Origin of the sequence: Myxococcus qinghaiensis (assembly GCF_024198215.1) — a bacterium.
In the GTDB taxonomy this organism is placed as follows: Bacteria; Myxococcota; Myxococcia; order Myxococcales; family Myxococcaceae; genus Myxococcus; species Myxococcus qinghaiensis.
Genome location: NZ_JAKCFA010000016.1, coordinates 1 through 14,417, shown reverse-complemented (window position 1 = coordinate 14,417; position 14,417 = coordinate 1). Strand labels below are relative to the sequence as shown.

The following is a 14,417-nucleotide window of genomic DNA, read 5'->3' as shown; positions in this document are numbered from 1 at the left end:
TGGCATGCGGTTCACTGGCTCCCCGTACGTGCAAGCAGACCGCGGGAGGGCCCGTGCGACAGGCCCTCCCGTGAGCACGTGCTACCAGATGCAGGACAGGGAGCTGACGGACATGGTGGGGAACGCCGAGAGCGCCCCATCCGGAACCACCCCGTGCGTCGGATGGGTCGTGACGTGCTTGCGCATGCCGGAGAGGCTGCTGATGAACCCCAGCCCATACACGGTGGAGCTGGAGCGCTCACGCAGGACAGCGCCGCACCACGGCTCGCTCGAGATGCTCGCCATCGTGCCCAGCGGAACCGTCTTCACGCTGCTGTAGCCACCGAAGTAGGCGATGTCCGCGGGGTCGGTGAGAAGGTACTTGGCACCGGCAACCCACAGATAGATTTGACTCGTCGTGCGCTCCTGGACCAGGAGACTCATGGCGTAGGTGTAGTCGATGAAGGGGTCGGACCAGTTGCTGTTCGGGATGTCGTGGACGACCTTCCAGTCATCCCAGGCATCCAGCTCCGTGGGATTGGGAATCCACCAGGGCCGCTGTCCGACGACGACGTAGATGGGGCTGGTCCCAATCTGACGGAAGAGCGTGCCGTCCATGGGCACCTGGGTATACGAGTCGATGGTGGCCTGGGGCAGGGCCACCGTCGAGCGGCCCGAATAGAGGCTGTGCTGCGCGGGAGGGATGAAGAAGCGCGCCCCGCCCGCCACGTAGTAGCGGTTCGACGTTTCGATGCCGAGCAGGATGTAGCCATCCGGAGCGGAGACGTAGCCCGCGAAGGCCTTCGCGCCGAAGAGACTCAACCCCAGGATGAGCCAGCGGGTGATGCATGCGAGGGAGGATGTGACACGCACGGATTCTTCTCCTGTCATGAGGGGGAGGTTCTGCTTGCCTGTGTCGCGCCCGAGCGGGTGGACAGGTGCTCTACGAAGGCAGCCCTCATGTCTGGTCATGCTGCCTGCTTTTTGAAGGACACCTCCGCGTGCAAGGCCAGACCTTCACCAAGAGTGAGAAGGCGCGCCACGAATATGACCGTGACGACGAAATCAGAGACACCCACGGCCCCGCGGGCTTCGCGAATCAACCGGGGTGACGTGTTCTGGCTCGGGCCTGATGACTTCCTACACGCTACTCTGGCAGGTGGGTCTCTGACCGGACGCCGCTGAGCTCGTGAATCCGTGCGTGGATCCACGGGAGGTAGTGGGAGACACGTGTGTAGACCCCGGGCAGTCCCGGTCGTCCGCAGCCCAGGCCGAAGCTCGTGAGGCCGTGGAGCACATAGGCCCCGTCCGGCTCGGCGAGGACCAGGGGCCCCCCACTGTCTCCCTGACACGAGTCCTTGCCCCCTTCCGGATACCCGGCGCCGAACATCAGCGCGGGAGCAATGGGAATCCGCTCCTGGGCATAGGCGACGACCAGCGCCTCATCACTGACGAGGGGAACCCTCACCTGCATCAGGATGCTGGACGTGTCGTAGTCATCCTCTTTCGTCAGCCCCCAGCCCGCGATGGACGCAAGCTCACCGACGGGGACCTGCTGCCCGGGTGAAGGCAGACAGACAGGCTGGGCCACCGGCCAACCCCTGACGGGAGGACGTGATGACCGCGAGGAGCGGTGCGGAATGGAGGTTCGTCCACATGACGTCGAGGTCCCGCTTCCGAACTCGACGGCCGTCTCGAGCTTGAGGACGGCGATGTCGTTCTCTGAAGTCTCCGGGTCGTAACCCGGATGATAGACAATCTTCGCTACCCGGGAGGTGGCCTGCCTCGCCCCCGGTCCTCGGACGTCGTGCACCCCCGCGACGACCCGGAACTCGGGGATGCGATCATCCGCGACACAATGCGCGGCGGTGAGGACGATGTCCGTCCGGGGCTGGCTCCCCACACGCAACAGACTGCCACCGCAGAAGTGGTACCCGATGGATTGCAGGCTGACGAGCCACGGCCAGGAGTAGGGCCAGGCCTCGATGCCTCCCACGATTCCCTGCGTCCCCTGCCCCACCCCGTCGGGCGGGTCCAGGTCCAGTGCTGAACCCCCGCACCCCAACAGCCCCACCGCGACCACCACGTGGCGCATGAAACGCATTGCAGCCTCCTGTTCCTGGTGACGCGGAGGACTGTAATGCCTGAACCCGGGACGCGCGCTTCCCCGAAGGAAGGGCACGCACGCGTCCCGACATGAGTCGAGGCCGATACGTCATGTTCTCCACGACGGCCCCATCGGTCGAGGTCAGCCCAGCCCGGCCGTCACGCGCGCCACCAGCCAGAAGTTTCCCCTCACGATGGTGCCGGGCCGCAGCAGAGGAGTCTTTTCGTCCGCAGCCGCGAGGACATCGTAGGTGCCTCCGTAGGTCTTCACGAGGGCGTGCTGGAACGTGTGGCCGGTGACGCCATTGGTGCGCACGTCCGCGGCCTCCACGTGCCCGGTGAAGTGGACCCGGGGCGCGACGGGCGGAGGAGGGCCGCCCTTGGACAGGAGCGCGGCGGGGTTGGGTACGAAGACCTTCGAGACCCGCAGCGCCTTCCCCGGTTTGCGCGAGGCCTGATAGGCCGCCTCGTCCGGCCAGGCCTGCAGCGACTCGGCGAAGGCACACGGCGCCAGTTCCAGCTCCGTGCCAGTCTGGATGCGCTCGCGCACCAGCGCGATGTCATCGAGCTGCGTGGCGAAGGGGTAGAAGACGTGGCCTTCGGCGTCCACCACCTCGGCCTCCAGCGGGTCGCAGAAGCGGCAGCTCTTGTGGGAGGCGAAGCCGATGGCGCGGACCCGCAGGCGCGACTCCGCCCGGAAGCTCGGGAGGGCGCACTCCACCTTGCTCGCGGGGTTGAAGACGAAGCTGTAGCTCGCGCCCGAAGCGTCGGACCACACCTTCAGCTCGTGGTCACCCGCCGTGCCCGCGCTCGTGGTGTCCTTCAGCAGGGAATCCATGACGCGCCCGAAGGTCGCCTGGTCGTTGGCGTGGATTCCGATGCAGGCGAGGTGGTTTGCCATCCACGGACGGTAGCACGCGCCAACTGCATCGCCGCGCCGCGTTCCTCGTCCGGGATACCCAGGTCGACCCTATGAGCACGTCGACAGGGGCTTCTCGCCCACCTGCGCCGAGCTCGACACTCGCGCCGACCCGCTCGCGCACCTGCACCCCAAGCAGGAGCAGAGGAGACAACATCGTTGCCCGCTTTCAGCTCGACCCGTTTCAGCTCGCTGGACCGGGTAACCGCAACCCCTTTGGAACTGTTGAAGGCGATGGCGTCCTCTCGGGTTGAGCGCCTCAGAGAGTCAGGCCGACCAACGGGGCCGAGGCGACATCGTCGACCAGACTGATTCGCCGTCCCGGGTTCACCGTCCTTCCGGTCGGCACGCACATCCAGCCCGACGAGGTGCCCCAGACGTGGGTGATACTCCCCTGGTTGTTGGCGACCAGTTGCGGCCAGCCGTGGCCGGCGCGGCCGGCAATCGGTGTCCCGGTCGGCAGGGCCGCCGGGGTCGGTATCCGGTTCCACTTCCCGCTCGCCCCGAAGATGTGGTGAACCCGGCCGTACTCCAGCGAAAGGCCCTGCAGGCTGCCGTCCGGCTGGATGACAGCGACCAGGTCGGCGCCGGGCTGCAGGTTCACCCCGGTGTCCCCCTTGTGCCAGCCGGAACTGTCGGCCCAGACATGGAACAGCCGACCGTTGTCGTTGAACAGGCCATGAAGCGCAGTCCCTTGGGCCGTCATCGAGAAGGTGCAGTTGCCCGACACCGTCACGGACGACGGAAGCTTCTTCCAACCACCGCCGTCGAAGGTGTGCCAGAGCCGTCCGCCCTCGAGGCTGAAGATCTGGGCAGATGCATTGGCCGGGGTCCGCAACACGGCGAGCGGAGCCCCCGGGGCCATCGCCAGGCCGCTGCTCATCGTGGTCCAGCCGCTGCTGTCGGCGTAGACCAGCTTCATCACGCCATCGACATTGGCCATGGCGCGCGGCGACTGCCCGGCGCCCGGAGAGAACGCTCCGTAGGTCGTGTTGCCCGGCAGGACAAGGTTGCTGAGCATGTGGACCCAGCCACCCGCGGTGCCGAGATGACCGAGGCGCCGGTCCTCCAGTGGCAGCTCGCCGCCGCTGCTGGCGCCGATGTAGTCGAGCGGGTTCACCCGGGTGCCGCCGGAGGTCACCAGGTGCCAGTGCAGGTGAGGACCCGTCGACGACCCGGAGCCGGGCGCACCGGCGGCACCGCCGGAGTACCCGACGATTTCGCCTTGCTGGACCCGGCGCTCGCCGCCGTTGAAGCCTGACAGGTGGAGGTACTGGCTCCTCATGCCGTTGGCCATCACGATGGTCGCGGTGTATCCACCCGTGCCATTGTTCCAGTCGATAAGGAGTTGCCCCGAGGCGCAGGCCCGGAGCGGCGTGCCAACCCCCATCACATAGTCGATGCCGCCCAAGGAGCCACGGTTGATATGGTCCCACCATCCATCCGAGGTCGGGTACCCAGCGAACGGATTGATGATGACCTCGCCGGCGAGGGCGATGCTGGCCAGCGATCCAGCCCCACCGAAGGCGGCGAAGCCAGCCGCGACGCCGCCGGCATGCAGCATGGAGCGTCGGGAGAATCGGCGATGGGGGCGAGACTCGGGGGACATCAGAACCTCCAGGGGTGATGGGGAGAGGTGGTGAAGACCGCGCGCGGGGTACTCTGTACCTCACTGGCTGGTTGAGACACCAGATGGGTCGTCATCAGGGCACTTGTGTTTGCAGTCAATCTCGCAGGGGCTGGCACAGGGTATTCACCTCTCCTCGAACATTGACTGGGAGCAGGTCAATCACGAAGGATGACACGCGCGGCGCCTCGGGTATCGCAACGAAGCTGCATCAAGCTTGCTGGCCCCCATAGGAAAGTCAGGCAAGAGGTCGTGCGCCGCTGACGCGGTCAGGGTTAGGCTGGGCGGATGCGCAACGCCATCCTCGCTCTCTTCGTGTCTTCCCTGGCCGCCACCGCGTGTACCGCCGCGGGGCGCTCCACCCCTCCCACTCCGGAGGACTTCTTCCGCCGCCCGGACCGGGTGCAAATCTTCCTCGCGGACATGGACCAGGCGTGGGACATGAGGCCCGCGGGCGGTGACACCCTCCCTCGCAGCGGCTACTTCCTCCTCTCCCAGGAAGGTCCCGAGCTGAGCTCGAGGCAACGCCGGGCCCTGGCGGACATCTGGGTCTCCGCCAAGGACCCCGCGTCCTATCCTCCGAAAAAGTGTGGATTCAACCCGGACATCGCCTTCCGCTTCTGGATTGGCACGACGTGGGCGGACGCGGTGGTCTGCTTCACTTGTCGGGAGATCGCATTCCATGACGCGAGCGGCAAACCCATCCCCGGCGCCGAGGCGGGTTTCCTGGACGGCTTCCCGGTGATGCAGGAACTCGCGAAGCAGGCGTTTCCCAAGGGAGACTTCAACCCGGGGCTCTGAACGGCGGCATTGGAAGTGGAGCGGACGGACCAGAGCGCCGCGGAGTTCACCATCACCGCCAGCCGGAGCAGGCGGTCCACGTCCTCCACGAAGAGTCACTGCACGCCCGGCGGCCTTTCGCGTCCGCCGAGGTTGCGCACGACTGGGTGACGCGCTTCATGGCTTGGTACAACACCGAGCGCCGCCAATCTGGCATCCGCTTCATCACGCCTCCTCCGCCCCAGGATTTCTTGAGACACCTCTCTGGGGGAATAACCTCCCCCTTGTGAGGTGGATGTGAAGAAGCAGCAGAAGCAGGACACAGGACGGCGGAGCGCGGTCGGTTCTCGGCGAAGCGGAAGAAGGAGGCCGTACTCCGACTGCTCAAGGGCGAAGAACTCGACGCGCTGTCCCGGGAGCTGGGAGTCACCGCTGCGGTGCTGAGCAAGTGGCGCGAGAAGTTCTTGGCCGGAGCCGAGGCCAACCTCAAGAGCCGTGAGCCGGAGCCAGCGGACGACGAGGTGCTGCGGCTCAAGGCCATGGTGGGCGAGTTGATGATGAAGAACGAGGTGCTCGCCGAGAAGGCGCGGCTGCTGGAGGGCAACGCCCCCGGTTTTCCCTGGAGGAAGTCGAGAGGATGAGCGCCCAACTCTCGCCTTCCAGCGGCAAGCCGTACGGACCGGCGCTCGTGACGACTACCTGGCGCGTGCCTCGCGCCACGGTGTACCGGCATCGCGCCCGTCGGCTGACCTCGCTCCCTCCGGCGGCCCGGCGCGGCCCCAAGACGGCGCTGACGGACGAGGCGCTGCTGGAGGCCATCCGTGGCGTGCTGACCGGCTCGCCTTTCCTGGGCGAAGGGCACCGCAAGGTATGGGCTCGGCTGCGCGCGCAGGGCGTGCGCACCTCGAAGGCCCGCTGCTTGCGGCTGATGCGCCAAGCGGGCTGCTGGCGCCGAGCCGTGCCCGCCGGGTGCTGGGGCCGCGCCACCACGACGGCACAATCATTACCGACAAGCCCGACCTCATGTGGGGCACCGACGCCACCTGCACCGTCACAACGCGGGAGGGCCAGTCCACCGTCTTCATCGCCATCGACCACGGCACCGCCGAGTGCGTTGGCATCCACGCGGCCAAGGTGGGCACCCGTTTCGAGGCCCTCGAGCCCATCCGCCAGGGCGTCAAGTCTCGCTTCGGTGCGTACGGCCAGGGCGTGGCAACGGGGCTGTCCATCCGCCACGACAACGGCAGCCAGTACACCTCCAACGCCTTCCAGAACGAGCTGCGCTTCCTGGGAGCCGAGTCCAGTCCGTCTTTCGTCCGCAGCCCCGAGGGTAACGGCTGCGCCGAGCGCTTCATCCGCACCCTCAAGGAGCAACTGCTCTGGGTGCGCACCTTCTCCACCGTGGATGAACTCCGGAGGGGCCTGCTGGAGTGGGCCCACCAGTACAACGAGCACTGGCTGCTGGAGCGCCACAACTTCCTCTCGCCGAATCAGGCCCGGCGAGCGCTGCTGCAGTCGAAGCAAGCGGCCTGATTACGACCAACCTGGTGTCTCAACAATCCGGTGCGGTACACGCCCGACGACAGGCACTTCGGTCGCGAGGCCGCAATGCTGGCTCGAAGCCACCGGGTGTATCAACGCGCCCGAGCCCGTCACCCCGAACGATGGAGCCGCGTCACGCGCAACTGAACGCCCGCAGGCCCCGTCCGTCTCGGCCCATTTCCGAACCTCACCCCGGCCGTGCAGGAGAATGAAGCGCATCGACTGAACCCTCTCACGCGACATCAATCTTGACGCTCACCGCAAGAAGCAGTGCAATGTGAGAGTGAAGGAGGCGCTGTTCAACGCCCTGTCCAGCAGCATCAGGGAATTGCGTCAACAGGCGCGCAGGGAGTTCCGGCGGACTCAGCACCGCCCCGACACCCTGCGCGCCTACTTCGCTCACTCCGGTCTGTCCTCAACTCCTCAACTCCGCAACCTGAAGCTCGTCAGGCACGCACCCTGGTCGGCAACCACAAACTGAAGGTCTTGCCAACTCAACATCGCAAGATTCAACCCAGCATTATCTTGAGAGCTCACCTCGCGCCTTTTTGCAGTCGACTTCCGACACCTCTCCAAAACACCTAGTTATCTCCACCGTCCCTCGCGCCACGTAAGAGGTCGTACTCCCCACGTAGCAAGATGTACTTATGCTTCCGCGTGCAGGCCCAGAGCCTCGCTGAAACACGGACTGCAATCCCTCTCCCCACTCCGGCCGAGTCGAGGTCTTGAGCGCTCCGCCCTGTTCCGGCACGACAATGGTGTACTTGCCCTCTTCCAAGGGCAATGGCGGGGCCCCGGCGACCTGGAACTCTACCCAGGCGCACCCATTGAATCGCTCGGGGACCACCCATCGAAGGCCCGGTTGTCTCTCGGCACAAGCCACCCCAAATAGCGTCAGCCACAAACCCAGGACACGCGTCATGACGCCGGCCTCACATGCTGCATTTCATTCGGCACATCTTATTCGCGAAGCCAACATACTCCTGACAATCCCTCATCCCCAACGAATAACTCCCGATGTTCGAGTCGTCGCTCCCAAATTCATACATACACGACTCATAACACGCGTTCGTATCGGGAACGGCGTCGCATCGTTGAGGACTAAACGTATCGCTCGCTCGAACACCTGGAGCGAACGCTCCACCACCATCGGGGACTTTCCCAAAACACTCGAGATCTCCTCTAGGACTCGTCACACAATAATACGGATGGTAGAGATCGTTGAACGGGCTCGACATCCACAGGCTGATAAAAAAAATCTGGTCGAAACTCCTTCGTGAGCTCGGAGCGCTCCCTCCACCAAGTGGGCGCAACGCATCCAGGGGTTTTTTGCACATATACACATCAAGTCCCGTTGGATCTGTCAAAGAAATAGGGTTGTTCGCAGCATATGCATACATCGGGAGCGACTGCCCCAGCATGGCATAGCGCAGGTGACTCTCAGGCGAAGCCGCAATTGGCTCCGGTTGCAGGAACCTGCCGAGACTCGGCTCATAGTAGCGCGCACGGAAATAATATAGTCCGGTCCCATCATCCTCGCGACCAGTGAACGTCTGGGTATTTCCAGCGGAATTACCCGTGTACTCGGCCGCACCGAAAGGCTCATAGGTATAGTCAGCCACAGAATTTCCCGTGTCATCGAAGAGGGCGACGGTCGATCCGAGAGCGTCGGTAACGAATTGTCGTGAGCCCGCTGGCGTCGTGCGGCTGTACACCTCATCCATACCGATACCCGCAAGAAGACTGCTCGTCACCCCGCCGGTCCGTTCCTGAATGAAATTAAGCCCATTATGAAGATAGGTTGTGGTAACGCCCGCGACAGATTTCTGAAGGCGTCTTCCTGTAGGCTCATAGTCGAACTCGGCAAGGATTCCGGAACTGGCACTCATTTCGAAGAGCTGATTGCGGGAGTCCCAACTGTAGGTTTTGAGGCCATCCGACGTGATGTTTCCGTTCGAATCATGGGTCACCGCACGCCCCTGCCAGGTGAGCAACTGGCTCGCCGCATCATAGGTGGCTCCAGACATTGCGGCGGGGAGCCCCGTGCGCGCGAAAGTTCCTCCGACAACCGTACGACTGCCATTTACATCATATCCATAGGTCAGGTTTCCTATCATCACTCCGGCGTTCATGTATTCAATGCGCTCGACGTCGCCAGTCGAACCATAGAAATAGCTTTGCGACAGCCCCTCCGGAAGCGTAGTGGTCGCACGCCGGCCTGCCGCATCATATGCGAAACCCACCACGCGACTGCCTTGGGAGATACTCGTCAGCCTGTCGGACACATCATAGGCATATGCAACTGGCACCTGCCCTGTTACAGCAAGCCCCGTCAATCTTCCAGCGACGTCATACGCATACGAAATACTTCCTTCGGGCGAAGTTTCCACATGGGACCGACTGAGGTCTTGGTACACACGGGAAACGGAAGTTCCAAGACTGTCTTCGGCCCTCGTCACTCGCCCAGCAAGGTCATATTCATAGGTAATGCTGTTCGCATATACGTCGGGATTGGTCGATGTCCCGCCGAACCCCAGCATGACGACCTGCCCTGCGGCGTCGAAAGTCCTGCCACTCACCTGCCCCTTTCGGTCCTGGAAGGACTTCAAACGCCCGGCTGCATCGTATTTGAAAACCTCCCTGCGGTTCAGCGGGTCCACCCGCTCAGAGAGCAAGCCCATGTCGTTATAAGCGTAGCCTGTCTCTTCTCCCCTAGGGCCTCGGATGAGTGTGACACGACCTGTCTTGTCATACTGAAAGGAGGTCGAGTGCCCAAGCGGGTTGGTATGCTTAAGGAGGCGATCCCTCGAATCATACTCATAGCGATCAGTCTGCCCCCCAGGACCATAACGAGTGACCAATCGGCCGAGGCCGTCACGGACGAACCGCACGCTCCGGCCGCTTGCATCCGTTGTCTCGACGAGGTCGGCCCCTTCATAGCTGGATGCCTGTGACTCTTGAAGCCCCATGGTTTTCAGGACCACCCGCCCCTGCGCATCGTAAACATAATCAATCACTCGGCCACTGGCATCCTCGAACCTTGTAAGGCTTCCAGTTTCATCGTACTGAAAAACACCTCTATGCCCGAGCGAATCCTGCATGCTGGCAACTTGCCCCCGCTCCGTGTACGTGTAGTCTGACGAAGCGGCACTTGCTGTTCCAGCCAGACCTGTCACCCTGATGATCTTTCCGCGCGTGTCGTAGACGTACTCAATCCGACGACCCAAGGCATCGGTTACGCTATCGAGCCGACCAGTCGACGCGGCGAGCCCAAATGTAGTTACCCGTTCCTCTGGTTTCCCCAAGGGGTATGTGTCCGAGCTGATGTAGCCAGCCAAGAAGTCCACGCGCCGAATGTTGCCCGTCCGGTCCTTCACTTCTGCCCGACCCACCTGCTCGCCATCCATAACATTGCAGAAACCACTCGGGAAACAGGAGACAACCGTATTCAATGCGTAGGTGAACTCAAATGAACTGCCGTCCGCGAGCACCTGCCGGGAAACGCGTCCCTTCGGGCCATACTCGTTTCGGACGACGAGGCGATCTTCTTCGTCAACAATCGTCTCCACGTAGTTTGAGGCATTGTAGGAATATTTACGCGTGCCACCTGCAGCGTCCGTGACCTGCATCAGGCGTCCCGCTGCATCATAGCTATAGCTAACAGTGCGTCCACCACTGTCCCTAGCCTGAATCGGGAGATTGAGTCCCGTGCTGTCAATTGTGAACTTCACCCATCGGCCACTGGGACCATCCAGGCGAATGATGGGACCAGAAGCTCCATCTCGATGAGTGACAAGGAGTGTATTGCCGTAACGGTCCACAATCTCCGCCAACCGGTGCGCATGATTGAACGTCCACCGCGCTCCGTCGCGGAACGTCAAATCCCAGCCCACCAGTCTCTCATTGTAGGAGATGCGCGAACCAGCCCATGGCCCCGGTTGCTGCGTCTCAAAAACTGCGTCGCCAAAGCCTGTACCTGGGGACGTCCGGGTATACAAAACGCGAGTGCCATCAGGATTCACTAGATGGTACAATGTGAAGTCAAGACCCGGACGCCAGAGATACCTCTCATAGTTGGACGTCATCCCGACCCCAAACTGCCGGCGGGTAACGTCAAGTGAACGATAAGTCCGCTCCAGTCGAATGGGGATGATGTCGTTGACGACCAAGTCCACATCCGTGGTGACAAGCTGACCGGATGCAAGCATGACCGGGTCACCGCCCGTGAGGCTTCCCGGCTCTCCCGCAGAGCCACCACCGCAGCCACCGCCACCACCGCCACCACCGCCACCACCACCGCCACCACCACCACCGCCACCACCACCGCCACCACAGCATTCAGCATTACACCCCGCGCCAACGGGAGGCGGCGGTGAGTCTGGATTGCTGAAGCCTGCGCCAACAAAGCCATACAACGCCACGCCTTCCTCGGGAATTACCTGGCGACCGTCCGCGCTGACGCTGCCCAGTCCATAGGCATACCAACCACTTCCATTGGCATCATAGTTCCAGAAGTTCGCCTTCGCCCCAGGCAGTTCTCCGCGATAGTTGGCATAATACAGCTTTGCCCCGCTGAATCCGGGCGACAATCCCTCAAATCGAGCGTCACCTGGCTGGAGTGTGAAATACAGCGGCATCTCCAGGTTTGGCAGAGGAAAGGGCGGCTGATTGATGGGGAGAGGGGTAATGTTGATTTCGGTGAGGATGTTACCAGCTCTGTCCCGAACCACGGTCCCTGGAGGCAGCCGCAGTTCCAGGCCAGGAATGGCGGGCGTCGTTACCGCCACCTCCTCCGTCGTCGGGCTTGGAATGGCCACGGTTCCCTGCGGGTCGAGTCTTGGCATCCATACCGTGTGGCCAAGCTCGTTCGTCCGGCCCTCCTTCACTTCCACATGCATGAAGAAGAGGCCATAGCGAGTGGAGCCGTGGTTGGCGGTCTGGCCGTTGACTTCCAGAGTCTGGCCGCCAGGGCTCAGGCCGGTCACAAGAAAGCGTCCTTCGTGGTCCGTCTCCGAGGCCCTTCCACGCACCACCACTCGCACGCCCGCCAGTGGCTTTCCAGTGAGGCGCAGCACTCGGCCGGACAGCGCTGTAACGCCAGCGGGCGCTTCAAGGGGCGCAACGGCCCTCACCTGAGGCTCGGGAGAACGCCAACTTCCGGTGAAGTTCTCCTGGCTGGGCAGCCACGTCTCCCCATCATCAAAGAATGGACGCGCAGGGGCGCGCCAAGCATAGCGGCCATCATCCCGCCTCTCTTCGATACGACGTAGTGAAGTTACAGGCTCGGCCCGCGCCGCGGGACGTCCGAACTGGGGGCGCGGGAGCCTTGTGTCGCGGCTTCCCTGTCCCACTGTAGTGGAGGCCGTGTTGAAGCTGATGGTAGTGAGGGGAAGTACCTGGCCTCCTGCCTCCCTCAAGCCCTGCACATAGAGGGTGTATGCCGTGGCCGGCAGGAGCGCTTGGGAAGGGCGTACGAAGACAAGGCGGCCGTCCTCTGCGTAGGTGACGTTCGCCTCCACCGCTCCCACTGGACCCACGAGCGCGATGGCTTCCCCATCGCCTGATAGCACCGGATGGCTCAACTGCACGCGCAGCAGTTGAGTCAGGGGCACCTCTCGCGCGGTATCACGAGGCATGGAGTCAGCCACCTTCAGTTCTTTCCCCATCTGGAGGAGGCGATCGCGCTCGGCGACGTCGAGCCGGATGAATTGGTTGCTCTGCGGCTCAAACAATTCAGCAGTATGAGCTGCACCCGGTGCATCCCCACCGGCAAGCAACACCCGGCCGTCTGGCAGCAGGACCGCGGTGTGTCCCATGCGGGGCACCTGCATGCGTGCGGAGAGCCGCGTTACCTGCAGCGTGCGGACATCCAGAAGTTCGGCCTTGTCACTGGCGCTTCCACTCTCCGTCTCTCCACCGGTGAGGAGGACTCGTTCGTTCATCAGCAGCGTGGCGGTGTGGCGAGCACGAGGGGCAGGGCGCGCCGCGGAGGCCACCGCGAAATCATCCAGCTCGGGATCAAACCACTCGGCTTTCTCAATGAGACGTCCTGAGCCACCCCGGCCGCCGACCACGAGTACTCGGCCTCCAGGCACCACCGTTGCGGTATGGCCACTCCGTGCGTGGGCGAGATGATGAGCGAGAAGCTCGGGTGCGGCTTCGCCATTCTGAATGGCTGCGGCGGCCGAGGGCGCGCCAGAAGTACTCCCCCCGAGAAGCAACCAGCGCCCATCGGACATGCGTGTTGCGCTCTGCCCCGCAGCGGTTTCAGGGGTGTTCCTAGAGAGGGACTGCACGAGTTCGGGTGGGACTTCGGCGAACGGCGACTCCGCATTGCAACCCGAAGCGGCAAGTAGAATGAGAAGCCATGTGGCGAATGAGCAACCACTTCTACGCGGCACATTTCGACTCGTTGGGGCAATAGAGAAGATGGAGGTCATGGTGTCACCTGCAAGCTGACTTGGCCAATGCTGGAATCGTTCGGGTCAACTTCGATGCTGTAGATGCCAGTGGTGGCCGGCGCGAAGTTGAGAGTGTTCGTCTGACTGGGATAAACGTTCAAGTGTGAATACTGACTGCCATTCGGCAGATGGAGCTTCACTGCGACAAAGCTGGCGAATGTCGCCCCTGACATGAGCAGCGTCAGTGGGGTGCCAGCCTGGGCGGTGAAGGTGTAGCGACCATCCTGGCCCACTCGGCTGGTGCTAAAGGTGACGGCAGGGCCGGCCACCATGAGGGTGCCCTCCACCGTGCGAGACAGCAGTAGCCCCAGTGAGGCAGTCGTAATACCAGGTGGGTCGATGAAGATGGAGTAGGTGCCTGTTTCAGGCAACGCGGGCAGATTGCAGCTGCCTGCGGCGGTGAGGGCAGAGCAGTTGACGAGCCGGACGCCATCAGGCTTGAAGATGGTGATACTGATATTCTGGCCGCTGGGCGTGGCGGTGAGACTGGTTACGCCAAGGCCCAGCCTATCGCCCGCGGTGCCGGAGAAGGTATAGCGCCCGTTCTGGCCGGCCTGCATGCTGACAGTTGTTTCCGCACTGTCGACGACAATGCTGCCTGTCGCCTCCGCTGCCAGGCGTATGCCGAATTGACCAATGCTAGCTCCGGCTGGGTCAACATCGATGCTGTAGGTGCCAGTCGTGGCTGGAGTGAAATCGAAGGTGACGGATTCATTGGGGTAAGTGTTCGAGTTGAAATACAAACCTCCATCGGGCCCATAGAGCCTCACGGCTACAAAGCTGGCGAAAGTGCTCCCCGACGTGACCAGCGTCAGTGGGGCGCCAGCCTGGGCGGTGAAGGTGTAGCGACCATCCTGGCCCACTCGGCTGGTGCTGAAGGTGACGGCAGGGCCGGCCACCATGAGGGTGCCCTCCACCGTGCGAGACAGCAGTAGCCCCAGTGAGGCAGTCGTAATACCAGGTGGGTCGATGAAGATGGAGTAGGTGCCTGTTTCAGGCAACG

Annotated in this window: 7 protein-coding genes and 1 pseudogene; 2 read left to right on the top strand and 6 right to left on the bottom strand. The window is 63.0% G+C overall.

Annotation, left to right across the window (positions count from 1 at the left end):
* Nucleotides 1-81 precede the first annotated feature (81 nt).
* From LZ199_RS27470 to LZ199_RS27455, 4 genes are all read right to left on the bottom strand, one after another.
* On the bottom strand, nucleotides 82-852 hold the full coding sequence (locus LZ199_RS27470) for a hypothetical protein (RefSeq protein WP_253996728.1): 771 nt from the start codon (nucleotides 850-852) through the stop codon (nucleotides 82-84).
* 274 nt (nucleotides 853-1,126) lie between these two features.
* Nucleotides 1,127-2,083 (bottom strand): serine protease, encoded by a 957-nt coding sequence (locus LZ199_RS27465; protein ID WP_253996727.1) that lies wholly within the window; start codon nucleotides 2,081-2,083, stop codon nucleotides 1,127-1,129.
* Nucleotides 2,084-2,227: 144 nt separating this feature from the next.
* Complete coding sequence (locus tag LZ199_RS27460) at nucleotides 2,228-2,923, bottom strand: hypothetical protein (RefSeq protein WP_253996726.1); 696 nt, start codon at nucleotides 2,921-2,923, stop codon at nucleotides 2,228-2,230.
* 340 nt (nucleotides 2,924-3,263) lie between these two features.
* Nucleotides 3,264-4,613, bottom strand: a complete 1,350-nt coding sequence (locus LZ199_RS27455; protein WP_253996725.1) for a M23 family metallopeptidase — start codon at nucleotides 4,611-4,613, stop codon at nucleotides 3,264-3,266.
* Between the two features lie 306 nt (nucleotides 4,614-4,919).
* Between LZ199_RS27455 and LZ199_RS27450 the strand changes: the two genes are divergently transcribed.
* Nucleotides 4,920-5,432, top strand: coding sequence for a hypothetical protein (locus LZ199_RS27450; RefSeq protein WP_253996724.1), 513 nt, complete (start codon nucleotides 4,920-4,922; stop codon nucleotides 5,430-5,432).
* Nucleotides 5,433-5,749: 317 nt separating this feature from the next.
* Nucleotides 5,750-6,944, top strand: a pseudogene (locus tag LZ199_RS27445) (IS3 family transposase); the annotation flags it as partial.
* Nucleotides 6,945-7,885: 941 nt separating this feature from the next.
* On the opposite strand, the gene LZ199_RS27440 reads toward LZ199_RS27445, so the two are convergent.
* Both LZ199_RS27440 and LZ199_RS27435 read right to left on the bottom strand, forming a co-directional pair.
* Entirely contained in the window at nucleotides 7,886-13,354 is a 5,469-nt protein-coding gene (locus tag LZ199_RS27440) for a kelch repeat-containing protein (RefSeq protein ID WP_323389900.1), read from the bottom strand.
* Between the two features lie 35 nt (nucleotides 13,355-13,389).
* Nucleotides 13,390-14,417, bottom strand: a 1,028-nt coding sequence (locus tag LZ199_RS27435; RefSeq protein WP_323389881.1) for a pre-peptidase C-terminal domain-containing protein, incomplete at its 5' end; no start/stop codon positions are given.